Annotated in this window: 29 protein-coding genes, 1 riboswitch and 1 other annotated feature (1 of these 31 only partly in view); of the genes, 13 read left to right on the forward strand and 16 right to left on the reverse strand. The window is 40.7% G+C overall.

All coding sequences use genetic code 11. The features are described from left to right. Positions 1 to 137: a binding site (T-box leader), on the reverse strand (it extends 118 nt beyond the left edge of the window). 72 nt (positions 138 to 209) lie between these two features. Both ACZSMY_RS21050 and ACZSMY_RS21055 read right to left on the reverse strand, forming a co-directional pair. Then, positions 210 to 692, reverse strand: coding sequence for a DUF456 domain-containing protein (locus ACZSMY_RS21050; protein WP_042532301.1), 483 nt, complete (start codon positions 690 to 692; stop codon positions 210 to 212). 47 nt (positions 693 to 739) lie between these two features. Further along, a complete protein-coding gene (locus ACZSMY_RS21055) occupies positions 740 to 1363 on the reverse strand; it encodes a glycerol-3-phosphate acyltransferase (RefSeq protein WP_042532299.1) in 624 nt (207 codons plus the stop codon). A 166-nt stretch (positions 1364 to 1529) separates the two neighbouring features. Between ACZSMY_RS21055 and ACZSMY_RS21060 the strand changes: the two genes are divergently transcribed. Next, a complete protein-coding gene (locus ACZSMY_RS21060) occupies positions 1530 to 2087 on the forward strand; it encodes a M15 family metallopeptidase (RefSeq protein WP_042532297.1) in 558 nt (185 codons plus the stop codon). A gap of 93 nt (positions 2088 to 2180) precedes the next feature. On the opposite strand, the gene ACZSMY_RS21065 is transcribed toward ACZSMY_RS21060, so the two are convergent. From ACZSMY_RS21065 to ytzI, 3 genes are all read right to left on the reverse strand, one after another. Next, a complete protein-coding gene (locus tag ACZSMY_RS21065; RefSeq protein ID WP_042532295.1) occupies positions 2181 to 2489 on the reverse strand; it encodes a hypothetical protein in 309 nt (102 codons plus the stop codon). Positions 2490 to 2632: 143 nt separating this feature from the next. Then, entirely contained in the window at positions 2633 to 3958 is a 1326-nt protein-coding gene (locus ACZSMY_RS21070; RefSeq protein ID WP_052484985.1) for a DUF1565 domain-containing protein, read from the reverse strand. Between the two features lie 19 nt (positions 3959 to 3977). After that, positions 3978 to 4166: a YtzI protein gene (gene ytzI, locus ACZSMY_RS21075; RefSeq protein ID WP_368901121.1), complete on the reverse strand. Its 189-nt coding sequence runs from the start codon at positions 4164 to 4166 to the stop codon at positions 3978 to 3980. Positions 4167 to 4435: 269 nt separating this feature from the next. Here ytzI and ehuA point away from each other — a divergent pair, with 269 nt between their 5' ends. Further along, positions 4436 to 5206 carry an ectoine/hydroxyectoine ABC transporter ATP-binding protein EhuA gene (ehuA, locus tag ACZSMY_RS21080; RefSeq protein WP_368901122.1) on the forward strand — a complete coding sequence of 257 codons (771 nt, stop codon included), beginning with the start codon at positions 4436 to 4438 and terminating at the stop codon, positions 5204 to 5206. 292 nt (positions 5207 to 5498) lie between these two features. On the opposite strand, the gene ACZSMY_RS21085 is transcribed toward ehuA, so the two are convergent. The 7 genes from ACZSMY_RS21085 to ACZSMY_RS21115 form a co-directional block, all read right to left on the reverse strand. Continuing rightward, entirely contained in the window at positions 5499 to 6134 is a 636-nt protein-coding gene (locus tag ACZSMY_RS21085; protein ID WP_042532289.1) for a queuosine precursor transporter, read from the reverse strand. A gap of 46 nt (positions 6135 to 6180) precedes the next feature. Then, positions 6181 to 6678 (reverse strand): preQ(1) synthase, encoded by a 498-nt coding sequence (gene queF, locus ACZSMY_RS21090; RefSeq protein WP_193064429.1) that lies wholly within the window; start codon positions 6676 to 6678, stop codon positions 6181 to 6183. Positions 6679 to 6803: 125 nt separating this feature from the next. After that, a riboswitch (PreQ1 riboswitch) is annotated at positions 6804 to 6850 on the reverse strand. A gap of 104 nt (positions 6851 to 6954) precedes the next feature. Next, positions 6955 to 7878: a UDP-N-acetylmuramate dehydrogenase gene (gene murB, locus ACZSMY_RS21095; RefSeq protein ID WP_042532285.1), complete on the reverse strand. Its 924-nt coding sequence runs from the start codon at positions 7876 to 7878 to the stop codon at positions 6955 to 6957. Between the two features lie 171 nt (positions 7879 to 8049). Further along, positions 8050 to 8856, reverse strand: a complete 807-nt coding sequence (locus ACZSMY_RS21100) for an alpha/beta fold hydrolase (RefSeq protein WP_042532283.1) — start codon at positions 8854 to 8856, stop codon at positions 8050 to 8052. Positions 8857 to 9233: 377 nt separating this feature from the next. Then, positions 9234 to 9791 (reverse strand): hypothetical protein, encoded by a 558-nt coding sequence (locus ACZSMY_RS21105; RefSeq protein WP_465148270.1) that lies wholly within the window; start codon positions 9789 to 9791, stop codon positions 9234 to 9236. A 279-nt stretch (positions 9792 to 10070) separates the two neighbouring features. Beyond that, entirely contained in the window at positions 10071 to 10505 is a 435-nt protein-coding gene (locus tag ACZSMY_RS21110) for a universal stress protein (RefSeq protein ID WP_193064432.1), read from the reverse strand. Positions 10506 to 10738: 233 nt separating this feature from the next. Beyond that, entirely contained in the window at positions 10739 to 11527 is a 789-nt protein-coding gene (locus ACZSMY_RS21115) for a histidinol-phosphatase HisJ family protein (protein ID WP_193064433.1), read from the reverse strand. Between the two features lie 112 nt (positions 11528 to 11639). On the opposite strand from ACZSMY_RS21115, the gene hisZ reads away from it, so the two are divergent. From hisZ to ACZSMY_RS21170, 11 genes are all read left to right on the forward strand, one after another. Continuing rightward, positions 11640 to 12851: an ATP phosphoribosyltransferase regulatory subunit gene (hisZ, locus tag ACZSMY_RS21120; protein ID WP_052484983.1), complete on the forward strand. Its 1212-nt coding sequence runs from the start codon at positions 11640 to 11642 to the stop codon at positions 12849 to 12851. Beyond that, positions 12848 to 13501: an ATP phosphoribosyltransferase gene (gene hisG, locus ACZSMY_RS21125; protein ID WP_226895022.1), complete on the forward strand. Its 654-nt coding sequence runs from the start codon at positions 12848 to 12850 to the stop codon at positions 13499 to 13501. Before hisZ ends, hisG begins: the two co-directional genes overlap by 4 nt. Then, positions 13482 to 14786, forward strand: a complete 1305-nt coding sequence (hisD, locus tag ACZSMY_RS21130; protein WP_289584799.1) for a histidinol dehydrogenase — start codon at positions 13482 to 13484, stop codon at positions 14784 to 14786. The genes hisG and hisD overlap by 20 nt, the downstream gene beginning before the upstream one ends. After that, complete coding sequence (gene hisB, locus ACZSMY_RS21135; RefSeq protein ID WP_042532273.1) at positions 14773 to 15357, forward strand: imidazoleglycerol-phosphate dehydratase HisB; 585 nt, start codon at positions 14773 to 14775, stop codon at positions 15355 to 15357. Before hisD ends, hisB begins: the two co-directional genes overlap by 14 nt. Positions 15358 to 15377: 20 nt before the next feature. Further along, entirely contained in the window at positions 15378 to 15983 is a 606-nt protein-coding gene (hisH, locus tag ACZSMY_RS21140) for an imidazole glycerol phosphate synthase subunit HisH (RefSeq protein WP_042532271.1), read from the forward strand. Continuing rightward, a complete protein-coding gene (gene hisA, locus ACZSMY_RS21145; RefSeq protein WP_042532269.1) occupies positions 15980 to 16702 on the forward strand; it encodes a 1-(5-phosphoribosyl)-5-[(5-phosphoribosylamino)methylideneamino]imidazole-4-carboxamide isomerase in 723 nt (240 codons plus the stop codon). Before hisH ends, hisA begins: the two co-directional genes overlap by 4 nt. Further along, positions 16692 to 17453 (forward strand): imidazole glycerol phosphate synthase subunit HisF, encoded by a 762-nt coding sequence (gene hisF / locus ACZSMY_RS21150; RefSeq protein WP_042532267.1) that lies wholly within the window; start codon positions 16692 to 16694, stop codon positions 17451 to 17453. Before hisA ends, hisF begins: the two co-directional genes overlap by 11 nt. Next, on the forward strand, positions 17453 to 18085 hold the full coding sequence (gene hisIE / locus ACZSMY_RS21155) for a bifunctional phosphoribosyl-AMP cyclohydrolase/phosphoribosyl-ATP diphosphatase HisIE (protein WP_042532266.1): 633 nt from the start codon (positions 17453 to 17455) through the stop codon (positions 18083 to 18085). The genes hisF and hisIE overlap by 1 nt, the downstream gene beginning before the upstream one ends. Then, the gene (gene hisC, locus ACZSMY_RS21160) at positions 18078 to 19139 is read left to right on the forward strand and encodes a histidinol-phosphate transaminase (RefSeq protein ID WP_042532264.1); all 1062 of its coding nucleotides are present in this window, start codon (positions 18078 to 18080) and stop codon (positions 19137 to 19139) included. Before hisIE ends, hisC begins: the two co-directional genes overlap by 8 nt. A 234-nt stretch (positions 19140 to 19373) precedes the next feature. Beyond that, complete coding sequence (locus tag ACZSMY_RS21165; RefSeq protein WP_042532262.1) at positions 19374 to 20315, forward strand: agmatinase family protein; 942 nt, start codon at positions 19374 to 19376, stop codon at positions 20313 to 20315. A gap of 53 nt (positions 20316 to 20368) precedes the next feature. Further along, complete coding sequence (locus ACZSMY_RS21170; RefSeq protein ID WP_042532261.1) at positions 20369 to 21589, forward strand: Nramp family divalent metal transporter; 1221 nt, start codon at positions 20369 to 20371, stop codon at positions 21587 to 21589. 182 nt (positions 21590 to 21771) lie between these two features. On the opposite strand, the gene ACZSMY_RS21175 is transcribed toward ACZSMY_RS21170, so the two are convergent. The 4 genes from ACZSMY_RS21175 to ACZSMY_RS21190 all read right to left on the reverse strand — a co-directional run bounded on the left by ACZSMY_RS21175 (position 21772) and on the right by ACZSMY_RS21190 (position 25798). Then, the gene (locus tag ACZSMY_RS21175; RefSeq protein ID WP_042532259.1) at positions 21772 to 22515 is read right to left on the reverse strand and encodes a SurA N-terminal domain-containing protein; all 744 of its coding nucleotides are present in this window, start codon (positions 22513 to 22515) and stop codon (positions 21772 to 21774) included. Positions 22516 to 22726: 211 nt separating this feature from the next. Next, positions 22727 to 24220, reverse strand: coding sequence for a tripartite tricarboxylate transporter permease (locus ACZSMY_RS21180; protein WP_042532257.1), 1494 nt, complete (start codon positions 24218 to 24220; stop codon positions 22727 to 22729). Between the two features lie 18 nt (positions 24221 to 24238). After that, entirely contained in the window at positions 24239 to 24697 is a 459-nt protein-coding gene (locus tag ACZSMY_RS21185; protein WP_368901126.1) for a tripartite tricarboxylate transporter TctB family protein, read from the reverse strand. A 78-nt stretch (positions 24698 to 24775) separates the two neighbouring features. Continuing rightward, positions 24776 to 25798 carry a tripartite tricarboxylate transporter substrate binding protein gene (locus tag ACZSMY_RS21190; protein ID WP_042532252.1) on the reverse strand — a complete coding sequence of 341 codons (1023 nt, stop codon included), beginning with the start codon at positions 25796 to 25798 and terminating at the stop codon, positions 24776 to 24778. Between the last annotated feature and the right edge of the window lie 108 nt (positions 25799 to 25906).

The raw sequence follows: 25906 nt of genomic DNA on the forward strand, positions 1-25906 counted from the left end.
GCCAATTTCAGAGCAGAACTCCTTATATGGCGAACTCAGAAGGCAGGTTCCCTTGTCTGTCTAAGAAAAAGTCTCAGCATTCTTTTTCTCTCTGTGTTAGACATTTACAACGTACTATTCTCCGTCAACATTTCAACTATGCTTTTAATATATAGTTCTCACTGATGAAAGTCAAGAAGCTGACGATTTTTTTCATATATGCTGTCCAGTTAAAACCAAATTGCAATGAAGAACCAGGCAATCATTATTAGCTGCAATACTACTTTCGCAACCGATCCGCCTAAAAACCCTAAAAAAGAACCAATCGACGCGCGGATTGCTTCTTTTGCTGTCCTGCGCTGTATCATTTCAATAGCAAGAACCGTAAAAAATGGCACATAAATAATTCCAAATGGCGGTGTAATAAATGATCCGACAATAACAGCAACTGCAGCTCCTCTTTCGCCTGCCTTACTCCCGCCAAATTTTTTCACAAAATAACTGTTGGCGATAATATCCGCTACAAAAAGAATAACTGTGATAACTATCATTCCTGTCCAAAACCACCAGGTCAGGGAGTCACTGTTTATAAAGAAATAATAGACTAAAAATCCGCCCCAAATCGCGATAACTGATGGAATCATTGGGAAAATAATTCCTAGAAAGCTTGCGATAAATAATAGGATAATGATAATCCATAATAAAATATCCAATTCGTCCACGCTCCTTCTTAAAAAACTTCCTTTTTAAATCCTTCTCTTTAAGCACTCTTTTTAAACATACTGGATAGCCTGGTCTCTTCTTTTAATAGAATACGGCGATAATTTTCCATATGTTTGTATATACATAGCAATGTTAAAAAGATCACTACCAGCGCAGGTCCATTCCCAAAGAAATAATAGGTTGTAATTAAAAAGGAAAGATACATAAACAGCACACCAATAACAAGGTAGTCCGTTGCAAAGGTAAAGAATAATAAGATAGCAATTCCAATTAATGCAACCCGCCAATCAATGGCAATTAGTGCGCCTACTAACGATGCCGTGCCCTTCCCGCCACTGAATTTCATCGTAATTGGATAATTATGACCAATGATAACACATAAAGCCGTCAAATAAATAGATAGCGAAATTCTCTCAGCCGACATTCCCGCTTCATTTAAAATAAAGAGAACAAGCAAAATGGCAAGTGTCGCTTTAAAAATATCGATAAGCGCAACAACAATCCCATATTTCCAGCCTAGCAGAATCGTTGTATTCGATGCTCCGGCATTCTTTACGCCTTCCCCCTTAATATCCCGCTTTTTTATCTTGCCAACGATTTGCGATCCATGAATACAGCCAAAAATATAGCCAATCAAACAGCTGATGAGGTAATAATACATTGTTTTCCCTCCATTTCTGTCAAGTTTATCTCATTATATGTCTAGATCAGCGAAGAAATCAATTTGCAAAACTGCCAGATTTCGCTAACTGTTCAATCCTTCACCAAAAGCCCGTACATGTTATGATAGAACTAGAGATTCTTTTTAAAGGAGCCCAAAATATCGAATGAAAGCTTTAAAGCATTTTACGCTTTCTTGGATTGCCATTATTCTTTTTATAGGTTTGCTGTTCTGGCTTTACGAGCAGACAACCCCTTCTTATGAAAGAGTGGATGGAGAAGAAACAGTATCAGAACTTCATCCCGATGTCCAAGAAGCGGTGGATACGTTAATTGATCGTGCGGATGATATAGATATAGAGGTCGTTATTACAGATGGTCTGCGTACAGAGGAAGAGCAGGAAACACTGTACGCCAGAGGCAGAGAAAATGAAGAAGATATTGTTACCCATGCCAGAGCCGGGGAAAGCTATCATAATTATGGGCTGGCTGTCGATTATGCGATTCGTAATCATGATGGAGAGGTTATTTGGGATATCCATTATGATGGGAATAACAATGGAGAGTCTGATTGGTTTGAAGTTGCAGACATTGCAAAGGAATTAGGTTTTGAATGGGGCGGAGATTTTAATAGCTTTACAGATTACCCGCATCTGCAAATGACATTTGGTTTGAGCATTTCTGAGTTGCAGCAGGGATACCGTCCTCCTGTTGGAGAAGAATAAGATGGTCTGATTTATTATATTCGAATATATTTCACAAAAAGAAATGCAGGCAGAAAAAAAGTTTCTGCCTGCATTTCTTTTTATCATCCTATTTTAAAACAGACGAAGTTCCTTGATTTCGCTCTTGGTTTTATCAGTTCCTAAATCATATAATTTGCGGTAGAGGGCAATCAAATCTCCCTCGTAATTATCTCGTTTGGCATCGACAGGCTGTTCATCAAATGGTTTTCCTACGAATTTAACGGCATCCTTTGCATTTTTTTCTTTTCTGGCAAATAAAACTTCCACTTCTTTTACCTCTTCCGGTGTCGCATATATTTCATACTCAATTCCGTTTTCAGGTAGCGAAAGCTCTCGGATTTCCTCCGTATCCACTGTTACATAGTATTTCTTTCGTGCCATCTTTGGAAACCTCCTTTATAAAAATATTACCTATTTTGGGAGGTCTAAAACTTCTCTATTAGATTAGGAAAAAATATGGCTTGGATTACCGTCTGTTCTTCACAGCAGGAGATGCCCCTTTAAAACAGACAATACAGCCCGTTTTATTCCGCAATATATTGCGAGGCTTCCTCCCCGGAAGCCTCTGTAAATGCAGAAAAAGAACGATATTCTTCACCCTTCCAAATCCAGATGCCTTCTTCTTCTGATTCTCTATAATAAATATTTTCAATCAAACGATTATCTTTGTTTTCCTGAAAGAAATTCGCAATAAAAATACGCGATGGACCGGCAGTGAATTCATTTTCCTTTATTTCATTATCATGCACATTATACTGCACCAGAAGCTGGCCGCCGTCTAAGTCTTTCGTATCGTTTTGATACAGGATATTCTTCGTAATCAGCGTATCACGAGTGCCGCCTCTCTCTTCATCATAGCCGCCAATAGCAATTCCGGTATAATGATTATTTGAAATCAGATTATCTATAATTTGTATACCTTCCGCATATTTCCCGGCATGTTCCGAAGTAGCTTCAATACCTATATCATTCTCATATAATTCATTTTTCTTAATCAGAATATCTTTTCCGCCATCTACATAAATAGCCGCCGCACTATACTCGCCATCGTACGCCGGATTTGTAGAAGAGGAAATATGGTGGACTGTATTATTTTGGACCGTCCCATTACGGACATAATCCGCAGCGGGATTATTGGCAACACCTTCATATCCTATCAGATCGATTCCAATATTATCACTGAACTGAACTATATTCCCATCTACCGTAAACCCGTCAATATCTCCATTTAATACAATCGATTCACTGGTACCCAGCTTCAAATCCTCAACGATATTATCTATGATATTTATATCTTTCATTGAATCCGTACCATATACCGCAATCCCGTGTCCGTTCCCTTCCTCATGCCACGTTTTTATTCCTTTGACAAAGTTGTCTCTCACTGTAATATGGCTGCTGGAACCGCTGATGAAAAGCCCCATTACCGTTTCATCCATTGCATCTGTCGTTACATTTTGGATAGTCAATCCTTCTATATTTATGTAATTTTTATCCTCCAGAACAACAAGTGCACGGTTTCCATCCACAGTATTCAAACTCTCGCCGTCCATAATAACTTCTTCCCCTTCAAACGCTTGAAAGGAGATTGGCTTGTGCCTCGTGCCGCTGTGCTGGACGATCAGCGGCTCCTTATACGTCCCTTCCCGAATATATACAGTAGCGCCCGCCTCCGCTTCCGAGCTGGCTTTAGCAATTGTCTGAAAGGGAGACTCCAATGTACCTTCATTTTGATCGTTTCCATCCATTGCTACATAAATTACTTGGTTTGTAGAATACAGCGAACAGACAGTAAATAAAACACCGGCAGCTGCACATGCTGCAATCATAAATAATCCCATACTCTTCATGGCTTTCTCCTAGATAACCTTATTTCTTTTCTTCTTTCTGATTCTTCTCATTGCCGTTACCGTCACTATTCTTCTTCTCCTCTTCACCAGGAAGCGGATCTATTTTATGCTTATAGCCATACCCTTTTGATAATGTAACCAAGGATAAAATAATAACCATTGCAACCACAATGACCGAAACAGCAATTACTGCGATATAGGACCCCATAATATACCTCCATCATCTTTTCTTATATTCTATCCTATTAAACTATGCATGCCTTTTCAATTAATTTCTATTTTGCTGTAAGTTACTGCGCCTCCAATATAAGAAACCACTTACTCCCCTTTGCTTGTACCATATTGGGACTTAGTATAAACTCTAGTATGTATGTTATTAAAGTTTATCACGGAGAATCACTCGAAAATCTCTTTATGATAGAAGTTTCTTTTTTAGTAAGTTGAAATAAAAAATGCGTGCAAAGGAGCAATACAATAATGCCAGAACCTATCGTTACCTATCAAAATGTTCATAAATCCTTTGGGAATGTGGAGATATTGAAGGGGATTGATTTAGATATATATCCAGGTGAAAAAGTCGCTGTCATTGGTCCAAGCGGATCAGGGAAAACAACAATTATCCGGATGCTGATGACATTAGAGCAGCCAACATCTGGAGACATTATCGTAGACGGCCGCAATTTGTGGAAAATGGAGAAGAATGGAAAATGGGTGTATGCGAATGAAAGTCATCTGCGCTCTATTCGCGGTGAGATTGGAATGGTATTTCAGCATTTCAACCTGTTTCCGCATATGACGATTTTAGAAAATTGTATGACAGCGCCTATGCATGTGAAAAACGAAGTAAAAAACGAAGTAAAAAAGCGCTCGATAGAAATGCTGGAGCGTGTAGGACTCGGGAGTAAACTGGATAATTATCCAAGTCAGCTTTCAGGCGGACAAAAACAGCGGGTAGCCATGGCCCGTGCCCTTGTGATGCGTCCTAAAATCATGTTATTTGATGAGGTTACCTCTGCACTTGACCCGGAGCTTGTCGGAGAGGTGCTAAATGTTATTCGTGATATTGCAGAAAATGATGATATGGCGATGGTTCTTGTCACGCATGAAATGAACTTCGCCCTGGATATAGCGGATAAGGTACTCTTTTTAGATGAAGGGGTTATCGCAGAGCAAGGTACAGCAAGTGAGGTCATCGAGCATTCAGAGAACCCTCGTGTTCAATCCTTTTTGCAGCGTTTTAGAGGGTGAGCGAAAAATATTTAATCCTCCCCAGCCATGTTTAGCTTCGGCTGAGGTTTTTATAGATATTTTATGTTTCTGGTTAAACGGGTTCAAATGGGTTACCTATCAATATTTTAATTTTGAAGTTTCACTTATAATTTAAAGGAAAAATATTCCGTAAAGGCAATAATATAAGAGGAAAAGGCTCTTAGGGGAGCAAAGGATTTCGTATATTACGAATGTATTAAAAAAACCAGCCGGATTGACTGGTTTTTTCCTGTTATGCAAAATAAGATTTTATGAAACTTCCTCTCCTTCATCAGGAAGCTTTCAATAACTCCGACTGATGTTTTTCTTCATATTTTCGCGCCCAGCGGACAAGCAGATACGCAAATGGTGTATCAACCGCTGCAACGGTAAACTTCCAAATATATTGCGAGACAATCATTCCCAGTAAAACAGATGTCGGGACAACGCCCCAAAAAGCAATCGTAATAAATAGGACGGTATCAAAGAGCTGGCTCGTCATCGTTGATAAATTATTACGCAGCCACAGCTTTTTCCTTCCATGCCGCTGTTTTAACGTATGAAAAATGGAAACATCCAGGTGCTGGCTGACAAAATAAGAAACCAGGCTTGCTAAAATTATCCGGAAGCTCCCATTAAAAATCTCTTCAAAGGCAGCCTGTGATTGGAAATCGGCAGCCGGCGGAAGCTGAATGGAAATATAAATAAATACCATGGCAAGCACCTGTGTGAGAAAACCAGCCTGGACCGTTCTCCGAGCTGCCTTTTTTCCATAAACTTCCCCAATGACATCCGTCATCAAATAAGTAATCACATATACAATCGCTGCAGCGGGCAATACAATACTTCCCATTTCAAATAATTTAACCGACAAAATATTCGATAATAATAATAGGCCGACAAAAACGGCAGTGAAATAAATATACATTCTCCTGTTCCCTTCTCTTCAAAGGTGCAAGGATCTTAGTTTCCCTCTATCGATTATCAATCTTTTCCGGATACATATCATGCTGCATTAACCGGTTTTCTGCCATCTTTTCAAATTTTGTCCCCGCTTTTCCATAATTGCAATACGGGTCGATGGAAATACCTCCGCGGGGCGTAAACTTTCCTCTTACTTCAATATAACGCGGATCCATCAGCTCAATTAAATCGTTCATAATAATATTGACACAGTCCTCATGGAAGTCACCATGATTCCGGAAACTGAATAAATATAATTTTAAAGACTTACTCTCTACCATTTTGATATCTGGAATATAGCTGATATAAATCGTCCCAAAATCCGGCTGATTCGTTATCGGACAAAGCGTTGTAAATTCCGGACAGTTTAATTTCACAAAATAATCACGATTTGGATGCTGATTATCAAATGTTTCTAAAATCTCAGGTGTATAATCAAACGCATATTTCGTTTCTTTATTTCCCAGCAATTCAATTCCTTGAAGATCCTTCTCACTTCTTCCTGCCATACTCATCACCTCCTTTAGATATATTACGATAACAGAAATCAGTTATTTTCTATTACCTTGCAGTTCAAAACTTCCTCACATAGAAAAAGCCGTGCTCCCAAGGAACACGGCTTGATAATCGCAAGTTGTCCTTAGTTTTTTATAGAGGGTTTAAGCTAAGAACCTCTGCCTGAAGTTTAAAATAACACTTCATATTATAAGAATAGATAAAAGGCATGTCAAATTTTCTTTTTATCCCAGCCATCCTCTATCACAGCCAGAACCTGTGCCATGAGGCTATCCTTCCACATCCTCGCCAATAATCCGCACTTCCCGCTCTAACTGCACATCAAATTTCTCTTTTACCGTCGCTTGAACAAATTGAATTAAGGAAATATATTCGGAAGCCGTTGCATTTTGTTTATTTACAATAAAACCGGCATGCTTTGTGGAGACTTCTGCTCCGCCAATTTGCTTCCCTTGAAGATTACAGTCTTGGATCAGCTTGCCGGCAAAAAAACCGGGTGGGCGTTTGAACACACTGCCGCAAGACGGGTACTCGAGCGGCTGTTTGGATTCTCTTTTATATGTAAGATCATCCATCATTTCTTTAATTTCTTCTTTGTTCCCGGGCTTTAACGCGAATGTTGCTTCCAACACAATATAACCGTTGTCCGGGATGTTACTTGTGCGATAGCTGAGATCTAATTGCTCTGCTGTTAATGTCAGCAGTTCGCCGTCCTTTGTCGCAACTACCGTACTTTCCAGCGCATCTTTAATTTCTCCGCCATATGCACCTGCATTCATATATAGCGCTCCGCCGACGGAACCTGGAATACCGCAGGCAAACTCTAAACCGGCAAGCTCTTCATTTAAAGCAAAACGGGAAGCATCAATAATTCTTGCTCCGCTCTGAGAGATAACTTTACCTCCTTCTCTCCAAATAGCCGACAGCTGCTGCAGGTTCATAACGATTCCGCGGATGCCGCCATCCTTCACAATCAGATTAGAACCATTTCCAAGCATTGTAAATGGGACATTTTCCTGATTAGCAAAGCGAATAATCGCCTGTACTTCCTCGTAAGTGGACGGAGTAATGTAAAAATCCGCTTTCCCGCCTAATTTCGTATACGTATGTTCTCTAATCGGCTCATTCATCAATACATTCTCTTTTTTCGTATGTTGAATTAATTGATCATAAAGATGATGGTATTTATTCATGCTATCATTCCTTTAATTTGTCAAAAGCTTTTCTCTATTTGACCTTTATATTCTCATTCTTTTCCTACTTTGTTAAAAACAGGCATTCATCTTACTCCAGTTGAGCATTTCCGCATAACTGAAGTAAGATTATTTGATAAATCAATCCTATACCATTGTAGTTGATTCACTTTAATCTTGCCACAAAAAGCTATGAATCAATTTATCAATTTGCATACTTTCGTGCAGGGCACTGTGTGTCAGCTGCGGGTCATCAATAATCGTCTCTTTGAAATTTTGTTCGGGTATCATACTCCTCAGTGCCTTCACACTTTCCGGAACAGCAACGGAATCACCTGTACTGGCAATGCTGTAAACATCCACATCCGCAGGAAACATATTCTGCTGCAGCATATTTATCGCATGCGAATCGGGTTTCAAATCTTCTGCAGCTGCATCTTGATGAATTTCAAAATATCTTTCATTATAAATACCATCAAATGGACTGCCGATGGCTACAAGTTTATTAACAGATGGATAGTCATTCCTTGCATATTCCATCGTATATTTCACAGCAAGAATACCGCCCATAGAATGTCCGACCAGGTTAACTTCCTCCACTCGATAATTTTCCTTTAGATGAAGAAGCACTGCCGCAATCCATTCTGTACTTTCCTCAAAGCTTGCACGATTATCCTCTAAAACAATCTGTACAAACATGGGCGCATATCTCCCGTTATTTAAGTTATAATCGACAATATCTCCGTTCTCTGTCACATAGTAGATAAATCCTTTATTTCCCCATTGGTACGTATTTTCAAAACGGTCAAGCATATGACCAAATGAATTCTCCGTTCCTTTATAACCATGTATAAAAATCGTCGGTGCACCGGTATACTCCTCTGCTTGCGTTTCATCGTTCTGGTAAAAATAAATACCTGTTGCAATGGCGCAGATAACCAGGAGACCCAGGACAATACCTGCAATCTTCTTTCTCATTTATTTCCCTCAATTTCTGTTGTAAATCTAAGTACATCTCATGCTCTGAAGTACATAGCTATTATAACATCCTTCCTTTGCTGGAACACCATTTCTTCTACTTTATGTGTTTATTTTTTTACTTCATTGGCATATTTTTTATCAGGAATTAAAATACAAATTTTAAGAAAATAATGATTGAAAAATAAGTACCTGCAGGAAGCCCTCTGTTCATTCCTCCGCCATGGGTATCTATAAAAAGAAAGCAAATAGAATCTGCTTTTTAAACAGCATTCTATTTGCTTTCAATCATTATTGGGCAATCCGTTCATAATAATATCCCGGCCGATAATCCATTTCTGCTTATAAGTCTTTATTGCCCTCTATTCATAATATGATTAATGATGATGGTCGTCATCTTCATGCTCATGATCGTGGTCATGATCGCCTTCCTCACCATCTTCATGCTCATGATCCTCGCCTTCATGGTCGTCAATCGTAATTTCTGTAACCGGAGACTTGGCAACTGGATTATGATCATCATCGTAAAGAACCGCAAGAACTTCCTGTCCATCTACTTCTGCATCACCCATATAAGAATCCCCGTATTGATCTTCTGCCACCGTCCATTCCTCTTCAGCAGAATCACGTATGTACCAGTGCCAATGATCCAAATCTTCCTCTTCTGTTACTGCCTCTAATTTAAAAACATCGCCTGTATGGTAATGGTCGGATAACTCTTCAATTTCGATATTTTCCGGCACATCCTCGAAGGAAACCGCTTCGTCATCATGATCATGGTTATGCTCTTCTTCTTCATGATTTCCTTCTGTCTCTTCCTGGCTGTCTGTCCCTTCATCTTGATTATCTGCTTCTTCATTTCCGGACTGACAGCCAGCTATAAACAGGAAACTAATTAAGCCTAATATAATTCCTAATTGCCAAAACTTCTTCATAAAAAACACTCCTTCCATAATACGTAATGATTACGTTTCGTAACGATTACGATTAAAATTATACATAGATGCCGTTTAGTGGTCAAGTGATTTTTTTAAGATACTATTCTTCATAGACATGAAAATATGCTGCCATACTACGCTGATCGAATGATATGATTGCTGCTGCCACTAATCGTTTGGGCAAAAATGGCCTGAAACCTGATTCAACCCTTATAAATAAAAGTCTCAAGCTCCCACGAACAAATATCCTGGGAGCTTGAGACTTTTATTTATCCTTTATTTCACAACAAGCACTTTACACGCTGCCTGATGAACGATTTGCGTACTGACACTGCCAAGAAGAAGCCTTCCTACTCCGCCAAGCCCCCGGCTTCCTATAACGATTAAATCTATTTCCTTCTCTTTGGCATATTCAATTACTTTATAACCCGGATTACGGAAAGAATAATCTATCAAAACCTCTGTTTCACATGTTATCCCATCCGCTTCCAGATCATTATATACTTCTTGGATGGCAGGGCGCGCTTCCTCTGCCAAATCATTCATAAAAGTGCGGGCAAGAGCGGCATTCACCGTTGGCCCTCCATTGGAGATTACGGTAACAACATGTACAACGGCATCTTCAGCAAGTTTCACCTGCTCTTTGGCTTCTTCTATTGCTTTTTTACTAAGGTCGGAGCCGTCATAAGCTACTAATACATTCATACTCATCCCTATTCCTCCCTATTTCGTATTATATTCCTACTATTATCGTAACACATTTCTGTTAAAACGGTTACATGTTCAATAGAAGTGTTGAAAAAGCGTCATTAATTTACGCAGTGTAACTGACTGTAAGAATCCCGACTCCTAAACCAAGAAATACGGTGTTTCATTGCGGAAGTTCTAACAGTCAGTAACGACCAATTAGTTCTACTTGCAGCCACCCCCGCTGAATTGCCTTTTTATTTTATGGAGTGATATTGGACCTCGTCTTCATTCATACTGCATATATAAGAAAAACCGCAATCTGTTAATATCTCTTTAGCCTCTTCAAAATGAGCAGCAATCTCTTCCGGACGGTGCGCATCAGAACCTAATGTGATAATTTCTCCGCCAAGCTTACGGTATAAGCGCAATAAATTTTTACTTGGCAGCGGTGCATTCATGCCATATTTATAGCCGGATGTGTTTAATTCGATTCCCTTGCCTTCTGAAATAACCAGTTTTAATATTTCTTCCATAATATCCTGCGGCACATGTTCCCAGCCCCCAGAGGCATATCTGCTGACTAAATCAAGATGGCCTAAAATATGATAGTTTTTAAAATTTTTCAGGCATTCATAGTACTCTTCAAAATAAATACGATATGCTTCATCTACGGTTCTATCTTCAAAAAATTCACCGGAATGCAAATCCTGTTTATTCGCGGAGTGCATGGAACAAATGATAAATTCCGGATCCAGCCGTTCAATAAAATCGGAAGTTTCCTTAAGCACATGCGGCTGCACACCTACCTCAATTCCCTTGCGGATTTTAATCCTGTCCTGATACTTCTCCCGCAGCCCTTCTAATTTTTTTTGATAAGCTTCTGTATCAAAGCTAAAATCCCACTCCTTATCCGGGTAGTCCACATCTAAATGCTCGGTGAACGCAATTTCCTCCATCCCTTTGTTTATTGCTTCCTGAACCATCTCCTCCATCTCTGCCTCACAATCTGCCGAAAAGCTTGAATGCATATGAAAATCGTACATAAAAGTTATGCTCCTTTCATTGACTTTTTTTCTGAACATTACTATAATACTAAATAACTTTAATTAGATAAAGCATTAAATTGATAAAGTGTTGAATACGAAGGAGAATTTTATGAGAAATAAACAACTGCTTCATACCATGTTCTACCCGAAACAATTTTCAAAAAAACGTCATGTTATCCATACATTAACCGGCCGCTTTTCTAAATTTGGATATCAGCAGGTGGAGACACCCGTTTTTGAAAATTATGATTTATATAACGATGTTCAAGGGACCGTCAATACAGCCGATATGCTGAAGCTGATCGACCCATCTGGAAAAGTGCTCGTACTGCGGCCGGATGCAACCATCCCGATTGCCAGACATTATACCAATTTGCAGGAGGAAGTAGCAACCGGACGCCTCTCCTATGTGCTGGATATTTTCCGTTCCACGACAGAAGAACGCTCCCGCACACAAGCAGGTGTAGAGCTATTTGGAGAACGTACGCCGGAAGCTGATGCAGAGCTGATTGCATTAGCTGTAACCAGCTTAAAAGAATTAGAGATTCCTTCTTTTAAAATAGAAATTGGTCATGCTGCTTTTTATAAAGAATTATTACGCGAGGCTGACCTGGACGCCATGCAGCAGAAAGAACTGGATCAATATATTCAGTCGAAAAACATCTCGGAGATTGTTCCCTTTTTAAAAGACTTGGGACTGGAGGCTGCCTTAATTGAAAAGCTTCGTAAAATTCCAATGTTATACGGAGATGCAAGCTTTGTTATCGATGAAGCGGAGAATATTATCTCATCAGACAAGATGCGTGAAGAACTGGACTATGTATCAAGAGTGTACCAGCTTCTCCAGGATTATCAGGTGGATTCCTATATTTCGATCAACCTTGGCCTGATCAACCATATGAATTATTATTCCGGCATTATCTTTCAGGGCTTTGCGGAGGGGCTTGGCCAGCCCATTATGATGGGAGGACGCTATGATTATTTAACCCGCTCCTTTCATCAGGAAACGCCGGCAATCGGCTTTGCTTTTGAGGTTGATTTGCTTGTTGACCTGCTCCCTGGCATCTTTACAGAAGCTGAGATAATCCAGCTTCGTTATGAAGCTTCTGAACGCCAGCATGCTTTTCAACTCGCCGAATTGTTCCGGGAAGCAAATCAGACAGTCATTGTAAAGGCGTTCGATAAAAAGGAAAATCGCTCTGATTCACCGGAGATACTCGTAAAATCCGAAGAGATAGTATATAGTAAACAAAAAGAAGCAGCAGTGTTTAAGACAAATCAGGAATTACTAGATTGGTATTTTAGAAAGGACGTTAAATGATGCAGCCAGTAACTATCGCTTTAGCCAAAGGCCGCCCTGCAAAGCAATCGATTGATTTACTAGAAGCAGCAGGAATCCATTTTGAAGGGTTTCATGAAAAAACCCGTAAGCTCGTTTTTTTTAATAAAGATAAGACATTACGGTTAATCTTTTTAAAAGGGATGGATGTTCCGATTTATGTTGAAAAAGGCGCTGCGGATATCGGGATTGTCGGCAGAGATAATATTATTGAAACAGAAGCAGATGTTTATGAAATTCTTGATTTAGGGATTGGAAAATGTAAATTCTCTGTCGCCGGAAAAAAAGGAGTCTCTCTTCCTGATAATCAGTCGTTAACGATTGGCACCAAATATCCGAATATTGCCAAGAAATTTTTTGACAAACGTAATCAGACAATTGAGACCGTACATCTCAATGGATCCGTTGAGCTGGCGCCATTAATTGGACTTGCGGATTACATCGTTGATATTGTCGAGACAGGAAACACCCTGCATGAAAATGGATTAGAGGTATTAGCAGATATCGAAACCATCAGTACAAAATTTATTGTGAATAAAGCAAGCTTCGTAACACGTTCAAAAGAAATTCAAGATGTACTAAAAAAATTGGAACAGGTTGTGAGTGAGAAAAATGCAAATTCTCCGTTATGAAACATATAAACAAAATGCAGTAAATACTGAAAAAGCAACACAGCTGATGCAGCGAAATTTAGATGAGCAGGTTTTGGAAATTATCCGTGCTGTACAGGAGCACGGTGATGAAGCAGCACTTGCATATACTAAAAAATTTGATAAAGCTGATTTATCCTCCTTGCTCGTTTCTGATGAGGAATGGAATATTGCCTTTGATAAAGTAAAATCTGAACAGCCAGCTCTCTTTCAAGCATTAACAGAAGCTGCGGAAAACATTCGCCAGTACCAGCGACGAACCAAAGAAGAAGGTTTTCAGTTCAGCCCGCAGCCCGGCATTCGTCTTGGTCAAAAAATAACCCCACTGGAGCGTGTCGGAGTCTACGTTCCCGGAGGAAAAGCAAGCTATCCTTCCACGGTATTAATGGATGTGATTCCAGCTGTCGTTGCCGGTGTCGAGCAGGTTGTGATTACAACCCCTCCCCGCCCCGACGGAACGATTGATCCTGTTGTACTGACAGCAGCAAAAATCGCCGGTGCGGATCAGGTATTCAAAATTGGCGGCGCTCAGGCTGTTGCTGCTCTGGCCTATGGAACAGAGAGTCTCCCTAAAGCTGACAAAATCGTTGGACCCGGGAATGCATTTGTCGCCCGTGCGAAAAAATGGGTGTTTGGCGATGTTGCCATTGATATGATTGCAGGTCCAAGTGAGATTTGTGCCTTTGCTGATAATACCGTCCCTCCTTCCTACGTTGCCGCTGATTTATTATCCCAGGCGGAACATGCAGAGGATGCTGCCTCAATTTGTGTGACAACAGATGCTGCTTATGCAGAGAAAGTACAAAAAGAGGTTGAGCGGCAAATTCCTTTACTGGAGCGGGCAGCTATTATCCGTGAATCGATTCAGACAAACGGAAAAATTATTATCTGCGAGGATGAAGCACAAGCAATCGAATTAATTAACACGATTGCTCCGGAGCATCTGCAATTAATGGGAAATAATGCGGAAGAACAAGTGGAGAAAATTAAGCATGCTGGAGCTATTTTTATCGGTCCGTATTCCAGCGAACCTTTAGGTGACTATTTTGCTGGCCCTAACCATACGCTGCCGACAAATGGGACCGCTCGCTTTTCCTCCCCGCTCGGTGTGTATGACTTCATGAAAAAATCGAGCACCATTCATTATTCAAAGGAACGGCTGCTGGATTATGCTGATACCATTATCACAATTGCTGAAGCGGAAGGCCTGACCGGGCATGCCAATGCAATTCGAATTCGAAAGGAGAACAACGATGCGTCAAGCTGAAAAAGAACGGCAAACCAAAGAAACGAATATATCCCTTGCTCTTAACGTAGATGGAGAAGGAAAATCAGAATTAAAAACAGGGGTCGGCTTTTTAGATCATATGCTGACTCTCTTTACCAAACACGGCGGATTAGATTTGCAGGTCGCATGTGACGGAGATTTAGAGGTAGACCAGCATCATACGGTAGAAGACATCGGCATTGTGCTTGGTCAGGCATTTAATGAAGCATTAGGAACAAAGGAAAGCATTAAACGCTATGCAACAGCAACAACACCAATGGATGAATCTCTTTCCTCCATTTCCATCGATATCAGCGGCCGCTCCTTTTTAGTTTATCGTGTAGACGGGTTAAAGGACAAAGTCGGGAATTTCGATACCGAATTAGTGGAAGAGTTTCTGATTGGCTTCACCAGCCATGCCAAGGTGACCCTTCATGTGGAAGTTTTATACGGAACCAATACACATCATATGATTGAATCCATCTTCAAAGGATTGGGCAGAGCAATTCGTGAAGCGGTATCCATTGACCCGACCATAAAGGGTGTTCCTTCTACGAAAGGAAGCCTATAAGATTAAAAGGAGGCTGGGATATGATTGCCATTATTGACTACGGTGCAGGAAATATTAAAAGCCTGCAATTTGCATTAGATAAATTAGGGAAAAACTCTAAATTGACCATGGATCCGGAAGAAATCCATCAGGCGGATTCCATTATTCTTCCAGGCGTCGGCGCCTTCAAGGATGCGATGGAAGCATTACAGCGCTACAAATTAGATACGATTTTGAAAAAAGAAGCGGCAAGCGGCAAGCCAATTTTAGGCATCTGTCTTGGGATGCAGCTTTTCTATGAATTCAGCGAAGAAAATGGTGGATGTACAGGACTTGGTCTTCTATCCGGTTCGGTAAAACGTATTTCAGACAGGGTCAAAGTGCCGCATATGGGCTGGAATATCCTGCAATCCAATCAGCCTCAGCGCTTATTACATCAGCTCGGAGAAAATCCATATGTTTATTTCGTCCATTCCTATGCAATTGATGAACTGGAAGAAAAAACATTGGTCGCCAGTGCCGATTATGGCGGACGCGTACCAGCAATCGTGCAGGATAAAAATATAACAGGAATGCAATTTCACCCGGAAAAAAGCGGGGATATCGGTATTGCATTATTGAAAAATTATGAGGAGATGATTTCATGATCATTTTTCCAGCAATTGATGTGAAAGATGGCAACTGTGTCCGCTTAAAGCAGGGCGATTATAATCAGCAGACAACCTATAATGACTCCCCGGTGGACACAGCCAAAAGATGGCAGGAAGCAGGCGGCACCTTCCTCCACATGGTCGATTTAGACGGAGCTAAAACAGGAGACCCCCAAAATAAAGAAATTATCCTTAAAACCATTCAGGCATTATCCATTCCTGTTGAAGTCGGCGGCGGTATCCGCTCCCTGGACACGATTAGAGAGTACGTGGAAGGCGGTGCTGCCCGGGTTATCCTCGGCACCTCTGCAATCACTGATTGGGACATGCTCACTAAAGCAATTCAATTATATGGAGATAAAATCGCAGTTTCTCTCGATGCTCGGAATGGTTATATTGCAACAGATGGCTGGACAAAAAATAGCGATAAAAAAGCTGCTGACCTTGCGAAGGAATTAGAAGCAGCCGGCTTAACAACGATTGTATATACGGATATTTTAAAGGATGGCATGCTGCGCGGACCGAATCTGGAGGAGCTGAAAGCGATGCAGGAAGCAACCAATATGAATATCATTGCTTCCGGCGGGGTTTCCCGAAAAGAGGATGTTGCCAGCCTTCAGGCACTTGACCTTTACGGGGCAATTATTGGAAAAGCGCTATATGATGGTACTATTCAACTGGAAGACGTTGTAGAGGAGGACAATCATGCTCGCTAAACGCATTATCCCCTGTCTGGATGTAGATAAAGGCCGGGTCGTTAAAGGTAAGAAATTTCAGGACATCAAGGACGTTGCTAATCCGGTGGAATTGGCTGCCCGCTATAACCGTGAAGGAGCAGATGAACTTGTTTTTTACGATATTACTGCCTCCAACGAAGAGCGAAACATTTTTCTGGATGTCGTTGAACAAGTTGCACGCGAAATTGCTATCCCTTTTATGGTCGGCGGCGGTATCCGTACCACCCAGGATATTCACAGTGTGCTTCATGCCGGCGCGGATAAAGTTTCGGTAAACAGTGCAGCTGTGCAGCGTCCAGAATTAATTAAGGAGTCCTCTGATAAGTTTGGCAGTCAATGTATCGTGCTCTCGATTGATGCAAAAAGAACAGCAGATGGTGCGTTCCATGTATTTATTAACGGCGGAAGAAAAGATACCGGGATAGATGCAGTGGAATGGGCGAAACGCGGAGAAGTACTCGGGGCAGGCGAGCTGGTTGTCAATGCCATGGATGCAGACGGTGAAAAAAATGGCTATCAAATCGAATTAACCAAGAAAATTGCAGATGCCGTCAATATCCCTGTGATTGCCAGCGGCGGCGCAGGTAAAATAGAGCATTTCTCAGAAGTTTTTGCAGAAGGTATCGATGCTGCACTTGCTGCATCTGTCTTTCATTACGAGGAGATTCCTATTCCGGAATTAAAAGAATATTTATCCTCACAAGGAATACCAATGAGGAGGAAAGCATAATGGAGATTTCAATCAAATACGATGAAAATGGACTCGTTCCGGCTATTGTTCAGGATTACGCAACGGGAAAAGTATTGACTTTAGCTTATATGAACGAGGTTGCTTTAGTAAAAACATTAGAAACCGGGGAAACCTGGTTCTATTCCCGCAGCCGTAAGGAGCTCTGGAATAAAGGGGAAACTTCCGGAAATAAGCAGATAGTCAAAAACATTTCAGTGGATTGTGATCAGGACGCTTTAGTTGTCCAGGTACAGCCGCTTGGCCCTGCCTGCCATAAAGGCACAACGACCTGCTTTGAAACAACCTTATCTGAAACAGAAAAACCGTTATTCTCTATCGTTAATGAGCTGACCGACAAAATCAAAGACCGTAAAGAAAACCCGCAGGAAGGCGCTTATACAACGTACCTGTTTAATAAAGGATTAGATAAGATTCTTAAAAAAATCGGTGAAGAGTCGACGGAGGTCGTTATCGGCGCAAAAAATAATGATAAAGAGGAATTAACCAATGAGCTAGCTGATTTATTGTATCACTCCCTTGTTTTAATGGAGGAGCAAGGCGTAAGTTCCAAAGATATTAAAAAAATATTGAACGAACGCCATATTGAAAAAGAGGGACAGCACCGTGAGTAGATTTTGGAATCCTTTAATCGAACAGCTGGAACCTTATATTCCCGGGGAACAATTAGATGATTCATCCATTATTAAATTAAATACGAATGAAAACCCTTTTCCCCCCTCTCCAAACGTTATTGCAGCGATTGAGGAGGAGGCAAGGACGAAATTGCAGCTTTACCCTTCCCCTGCTGTCGATAATCTCAGAGAGGAAATTGGAGGCTGCTATGGATTAAAAAAAGAACAGGTTTTTATCGGCAATGGTTCCGATGAAGTGCTTGCGCTTAGTTTTATGACTTTTTTTGAACCTGGGAAGGCCATTAAATACCCAGATATCACCTACAGCTTCTACCCTGTATATGCAAAGCTTTATCAGCTGGATGTAGAGGAAGTGGCGTTGGAGGATGATTTCACCATCTCTCCCCCATCACTCTTTAACGCAGAAGGCGGCGTTATTTTTCCCAATCCGAACGCACCGACCAGCTTATACATGGAGCTGGAAGCGATAGAAGAAATCTTAAAAAATAATCCTGATCAGATTGTGATTGTGGATGAAGCATACGTTGACTTTGCTAAAGCATCAGCTGCTTCCCTGATAGACAGCTATCCGAATTTACTTGTTATACAAACCCTGTCTAAATCCCGTTCGCTTGCCGGCCTCCGTGTAGGTATGGCGATGGGTCATAAAGATCTGATTGACGGATTAACGCGGGTAAAAGATTCGTTTAATTCCTATACGATTGACCGGTTAGCCATTGCCGGCGCTATGGAAGCATTCCGGGATACTGCTTATTTTGAAAAAACGAGAAACGAAATTATTAAAACGAGAGAGTACTTTCGGCAGGAATTAGAGAAAAGAGACTTCCATGTCCTTCCTTCTCAAGCCAATTTTGTGCTTGCTTCACCGGCAGGGATAGAGGCTGAGAAACTGTTTATGGAGCTGAAGCAGGCCGGCTTCCTAATCCGCTATTTTAATAAACCAAAGCTGGAAAACTATTTACGGATTTCCATTGGGACAAAGGAACAGATGACGAAGCTATTACACGCTATAGATTACATTATTGAAAAATAAGGTATTTATTTTAACCAAGCAGAATAGGTTCATGGAAAGCCGTTAGAGGAAATCCTCTAATGGCTTTTTATATAGCGAAAATTAAGGTTTATATATTTTTCAGAAGTGTATATATAAAATAAGGAATATTTTTAAATCTGTCCTTATTCCGGTGGCTTGATAAACAATCTATTTTCTATGATTGTTTAAGAATTAACAGATAAAACGAATTCTATTCAAAAAAGGAGAATGATAATGAGCACAAATATTTATGGCAATACACCGCCGCTGTTAGGAGCGAGAAATCTGACAAACCAAAAGAATCCTGATACCGATGTACTAATCTATGGCGTACCTTGGGAAGGCGCCTGTACATGGGGAGATTATACGGGCTGTGAGCTTGGTCCAAAGCAAATTCGTTTATCCTCTGCCAGATACAGTACATATCTGCCGGAATTAGACCATATCAATGTAGAAGACCATCTAAGTTTAGGCGATGTCGGCGATGTCAGCATCGTTCCTCATGATGTACCGGAAACCATGAATCGAATTGAGGACTTTGCAGAAAATCTGTGGAAAAGCGGGAAGTTTCTAGTCGGACTTGGCGGAGACCACGGTATTACTTATCCGATTGTAAAAGGCCTGACCAACACAGGCAAAAAAGTAGGTATTATTCACCTTGATTCCCATTATGATAATATGCCGCATCATGAAGGAGATAAGTTCGCCAGAAGCACCCCTTTTATGCGCTTATATGAAACGGAAGGTGTACGTAACGAAAGCTTGATTCATACAGGAATCAAAGGCCCGCGTAATAAACCGGAAACAGGCAAGCATGCAAATGAAGCCGGCGCTGTAACGATAACCATCAATGACATCCGCGAGCAAAGTGATTTAAAGAAATATGCAAATGAAATCTATAAGATGGCTTCCAAGGACGTTGATGTTGTTTATTTGACGATTTGCAGTGATGTGCTTGATTTTGCTTTCAATCCGGGCGGACCAGTGGACGGAAATGGATTGACTTCCTATGAGCTTCTGACAATGATTTATGAATTTGCTAAACGCGGCCTTTGCGGGATGGATTTTGTAGAGGTCTATCCGCAGCAGGATTTCAATCAAAATTCAGCACATTTTGTATCGACAGCCGTGCTGTATGTATTGGCCGGTCATGTTCATGGCGGGCAAGCCAAGTAAGCAGGAAAAGGGAGCTTCCCCTTCCTGCTTATCATACAAAGGAGGCGTTTTACTTGGCGCAATCAAAATTAGTTGAGAAGCTCAAAATCATTGGACCGGGTGCTATCATTACAGCATCTTTTATCGGCCCCGGTACAGTAACGACTGCGACAAGAGCAGGGGCAGGATTTGGTTTTGCTTTATTATGGGCAGTTATTTTCTCCATTATAGCGACGATTTTCCTGCAGGAAATGGTAGCCAGAATTGGAATTGTAACAAAACAGGGCTTAGGAGAAAACATTCGCGAATTATTCCAGAATCAAATTCTAAAATTCGCATCCGTATGGATTGTCCTTATTGCGGTTTGTGTAGGCTGTGCCGCATACATAAGCGGAGATTTATTAGGAACCTCTCTAGGTGTTTCTTACTTAACCGGCATCTCTGAAAATTATGTTGCGCCAATTATCGGAATTATTATTTTAATGCTCAATTTACTTGGCGGTTATAAATTTATTGAAAAAGTCATGATTTTTTTAATCGTTATTATGAGTATCACCTTTATTACCACGATGTTTGTCGCCGGACCTGACGTTCTCCACGTTCTTGACGGAGCATTTATTCCATCGATTCCAGACGGATCTATTCTGATGATTATTGCTTTAATTGGTACTACCGTTGTTCCCTATAACTTCTTTATTCATGCTTCTACAGTGAGTGAGAAATGGAACAATGTAAAGGATTTAAAAGCAGTAAGAACAGATACCATCCTTTCCATTACAGTGGGCGGTATTATTACCGCAGCAATATTAATTACAGCTGGTGCATTAATCCAAGGTACAGAGGTGACAAGCGTGGTACAGCTTGCTTCCCCATTAGAGCCCCTGATGGGAGATTTAGCTCCAATATTTGTTAGTATCGGTCTCTTTGCAGCCGGTTTTTCATCTGCTATTGCTTCTCCTATGGGCGCTGCGGTGACTGTAAGCAGCTTTATGAGATGGGAAGGCGGATTTGCTAATAAGAAATATAAAACGGTCTTTAGTGTCGTCATTATTTTAGGAATTATCACTTCTGCAATTGGTTTTGAACCTCTAGAAGTATTGCTTGTCGCACAAGCATTAAATGGAATCATCCTGCCGCTTATTGCAGTTTTCATCATGGTAGTTGTGAACAGGAAAAATGCAATGGGGAAATACGTAAATCCATTATGGTTAAATATCATTGGCGGTCTGGTTACTGCGGTTGTTTTCTTTCTCGGTACGTACAGTTTAGTAGATGCTATCAGCAGCTTTTTATAAGAAAAAAAGGAAGTGCTCTCCCTTTGGAGAATCACTTCCTTTTTTATTCATGAGATTTTTTTCTTCTGTAAAGGTTCATCCTGTCTGGTATCAGGCAATCATTCGCCGACCCTGACGATCCTTCCCAGAAAAAATTCTCTCTGCTGCTTTCTAAAAATAAATTGCTTCATCTTTAGAAAGTTTTAAATTTGTTCCTCTATCTCAGCAGATTCTTTTAATTCATCTACTTTATTGGTATAAGCTTCCTGCTGTTTGTTCTGGATAACCATTTGTTCCACATCATCTCTAATTTCATCCAGGTCTTGCATTTCCTGGTCACCCATTTGTGCAGATAACTGATCATACATTTCCTGCACTTCTTCATCTGTTACTTCTGTATCTACTTCTTCTTCCATATATTGCTGTGTTGCTAAATCAAATCTGAGCTGCTGTGCAAATTGTTCTTCTGTTAAATTTAACTGCTCCAGTGATTGTTGAAAGCCTTCTTCTCCGCCGCTTTCTTTCGCCGCATCTACTTCTTCTTGCACTTCTTCATCACTTACCTCGATACCGGCATCTTCTGCTTCTTGCATAATAAGCTCTTGTTCTACAAGATAATCAATCGTTTGATCCTGTACTGCTTCTAAATCTGAAACATCCTGACCGTATTGAGCAGACATTGATTTTACTAGAGAATAAGCTGCGTTATACGCTGCTCCATTCACTTCTTCTCCATTTACAACAACAACTGGTTCCTCTTTATCTAAAAATTCATCATCAGAGAATTCTACCGGATCCGGCTCTTGCGGTGCGGCTTGCTCTTCTCCCTGTTCTTGCTGCTCTTGTCCTTGTTCAGCGCCTTCTTGCTCGCCTTCGTTATCATCATTTCCGCATGCTGCTAGAAGCATGGTGATTATCATCAATATTGTTAGTGACAGTTTCTTCATTGAAACATCCCTCGCTTTTTTGATTTGTCATGTTCCATTCAATCATACATGCTTTCCCTGTTTCAAGTTTTCAAGCATTAATTTTTGTTACAGTTCTATAACAGTATGAGTCTGTCTGACTTTTTTTATTCTTTAAAATAAGCAAGAGCAGGATTTTACGCTGCTCTTGCTTAGGTTGACCCGGAAATATAATATGAAGCAGAACCGGTTTTTAATTATTTTTCTTTCCTTTTCTAACTTTTGAAATCAATGGAATGAATAAAGATAATGCCGCTACTGCTAAAATACTGAGAGCAATCGGGTCTTGAAAGAAAATAGACAAACTTCCATTCGATATCGTCATCGATTGACGGAAGGATTGCTCCAGCATTCCTCCCAGGATAAATGCCAATATAAATGGCGGCGCAGGAAATGAAAATAACCGCATTAAAAATCCGATGACGCCAAATAGCAGCAGCATGTATAAATCGAACGTATTGAAGCTGATTGCATAAACGCCAATCATACTAAACATAACAACCAATGAAATCAGCAGCGGTCGGGGCACCATTAATATCTTTGCTATGTAAGGAATTAACGGTAAATTCAGTATAAGCAAAAAGATATTGCCAATATACATACTGACGATGACCCCCCAAAATATATCAGGCTGATCGGTCATCAATAGTGGTCCAGGCTGTACGCCCAGTACTAAGAAAGCGCCTAATAATACAGCTGTTGTTCCAGATCCAGGAATCCCCAAGCTTAACAGCGGTACAAATGCGCCGCTGGTTGCAGCATTATTGGATGTTTCCGGAGCGGCTAATCCTTTGACAGAACCCTTTCCAAATTCTTCTGGATTTTTAGAGATTCTTTTTTCCGTAATATAGGAAATAAATGATGCAATCGTTGCTCCTGCACCAGGAAGCACTCCCAGGATAAACCCGATAATAGAATGCCTGGACATGGGTCCGGTCATATCCTTCCAATCCTGTTTGCTTAATTTCAAACTGCCGATTTTATGTGCATTTTGAATCGATTTATCTTTTCTATTTAATATCAACGTACACACTTCTGCCAAAGCAAATAACCCAAGCGCAATTACTAAGAAGTCAAGACCGTCTAATAAATTTGTATTTCCAAATGTAAACCGCTGCGTTCCAGATTGAGCATCTATTCCTACCGTGACGACCATAAAACCAGCTACAGCAGAAATTAATGCTTTTATTGTCGAGCCTTCAGATAAGCTCGAAATCGCAGTCAATCCCAACAGCATCAAAGCGAAATAAGCTGCCGGAGAGAAGGAAATAGCCACGCTTGCAAGCATCGGAGCCAGCAGCATAAGCAGCACAACACTCACCGTTCCGCCGACAAACGATGCTATCGCCGCTATCGCTAAAGCTTTCCCTGCTTCTCCGCGCTGCGCCATTGGATATCCGTCAAAGGAAGTAGCTACCGTTCCGGATACACCTGGAGCATTTAATAAAATAGATGATGTAGACCCTCCAAAAATGGCCCCGTAATAAACACCTGCCATCATAATCAATGCAACCGTCGGGTCCATTCCAAATGTAATTGGTATCATCACAGCTATTGCACTAATTGGACCTAAACCAGGCAGCATCCCGATAAACGTTCCAATAAATACCCCTATCATAACGAAAAAAATACTTTGCAAACTAAATGCTGTTTGTAACCCTGTTAACATTCCTTCCATAGCTCCCATAAAATTTCCCCTCCCTCTTTATAAAGGTAAGATTCCTGATGGTAAAGATATCTGTAATAGCGAAGTAAAAACAAAATAAATAAAAGACGAAAATGCAATAGAGACAATACCATTAACGATATGGCTTCTATACCCTAAAAACAGCGAACAGAAAAAAATAAAAAGTGCTGATACCAAAATAAACCCGAGTATTTCTAAAAGGAAAATATATATAAATATGAGTGCGCCAACGCCGAGAAGCATCCCGATTTCTTTTTTAGGTATATTTCTTTTTTGTCGCTGCGCTTCTGTCTCATTATCCTTTGAAAAAAATAATAATATTGCTAAAAAGACTAACAGCCACCCCAAGGCTTTTGGAATAACATCCGCATCTACCTCCGTATAAGCGTAGGACGGCAGCTGATACGAGAAAATCAAATAGACAATAGCAATAACGAGCAACACCAGACTTACCCGGCTGTTTATTGACTTTAACAATGCAATCACCTCAAATCCAATTAATTGGCGGCAAAGCCAATGAAACAGATGGATACCGAATCATTGGCTTTGCGCATCTTATTCGTTATTTAAACCTAAATCATCTAACAATACTTGCACCTGTTCTTTTTGTTCATCCAAGAATGCCTTGTATTCCTCATGCCCCATGTATTCTTCATCCCAGCCAAACTGGTCGCGAATCTCTGCGAATGCTTCTGAATCACTCAACTCCTTAAATTTATCCTCATAATAAGCAATCGAAGCTTCATCCATTCCTGGAGGTCCAAAGAAGCCTCTCCAGTTAACAAACGTTTCATCAATTCCTTGTTCTATTGCCGTTGGGAAATCCTCGATAACCTCTCCTTCTAATCTTTCAGGAGCAGTAATACCCAGTACTTTAATATTGTCTGCCTTTACTTGCTCTACCGTCTCAGCCATCCCTGTAGAATATACATCGACACTGCCATTCAGCAATTGCGTAAGTGATTCTCCATCTTGCGCAGAAACATATCTGATTTTTGTTATATCTACCCCTGCAGCTTTTGCAATCTGTACAAATTGGATATGATCCATACTTCCCGGAGCTGATTCACCAACAACGGTTACACTTTCCGGATCCTCTTTCATATCCTCGAACAGATCATTTAAATCATCCCATTCCGCATCTTCCCGAACTGCAAATGCGCCATAATCAGCAATTAGATTCGATAGCGGTGTAAAGTCTTCATGACCGTATTCCGATTGCCCATTCAATGGAATCAATATAATCGGCGGGGAGGCAACAAATAACTTATGCGGATCTCCTTCATAATTAGCGATATAGGACCATCCTACAGCTCCGCCGCCGCCAGTTTTATTCACAACACCGATATTCTCTTCAATCATTCCTTCTTCACCCAATACTTTAGCAACCATTCTCGCAGTCGTATCCCAGCCGCCCCCTGCTCCGGCCGGTGCCACAATTTCTATGCTTTCTTCCGGCTCCCAGCTTCCGCCTTCTCCTGAATCACCTGATTCGCCAGCATCTGCATCATCACTGTTTCCACAAGCAGCTAGTACGATAATAAAAAAGAATAAGGCAATAAGTAACAACTTTTTCATTCTTCTTTCTCCCCTTTTATGAATTTATTTTCTGTCTTAAAAACACTATAGAGGATGCATCACATTTATGTAAACGTTTTCAAAATTAATCACAATGATTTCTTTCTG

This window comes from Oceanobacillus sp. B139/18 (assembly GCF_055524595.1).